The 560-nt window shown below is 58.6% G+C and carries 1 protein-coding gene; it reads right to left on the reverse strand.

The genetic code is table 11. From position 1 onward, the window contains the following. A partial coding sequence (locus NQ038_RS15190) for an IS30 family transposase (protein WP_257062992.1) occupies positions 1 to 550 on the reverse strand: 550 nt, incomplete at its 3' end. Between the last annotated feature and the right edge of the window lie 10 nt (positions 551 to 560).

Genomic DNA, 560 nt, shown 5'->3' on the forward strand with positions numbered 1-560 from the left:
CCAGAGTCCCAATAGCGGTTCTATTCTGCGCTCCGGTGATCAGGTCTCCTTCCCAATGCCCGGGAATGGCGCGATCCTCGATTTCCGGTGGACGCTCACTGATCATGATCATGTCGTCCTTGAAACGTGGAGTCCGCTGATCCTGACGTTTCTGCGGTTTGCGTTTCACCCTGCCCGTCCGCAATCTCTGCTGGACGTCACGCTTCAAACTGCCGCGGGCCTGGACGTAGATGGACTGGTAGATCGTCTCGTGACTCACGCGCATGCTCTCGTCGTCGGGGTAGTCCACTACGAGCCTATGGCAGATCTGTTCGGGTGAACGATGCCGGGCCAGGCCGTCTTCGACGACATCGCGCAGGCGCGTGTTGGTTGCCAGTTTCATCACCTTCGGACGAGCGCGGTTCCTCGCCGCGTGATGGTGTGCATGATACGGGTGATACTCCCCGTCTATGCTACGTCGATTGATTTCGCGTTGAATCGTCGACGCGGAACGCTTCAAGTCCCTCCCGATTGCTCTGAATGACCAGCCGGCACGATACAGGTCGGCTATCCATTCCCTC

This window comes from Brevibacterium sp. 50QC2O2 (genome assembly GCF_024580675.1).
Lineage (GTDB): Bacteria > Actinomycetota > Actinomycetes > Actinomycetales > Brevibacteriaceae > Brevibacterium > Brevibacterium moorei.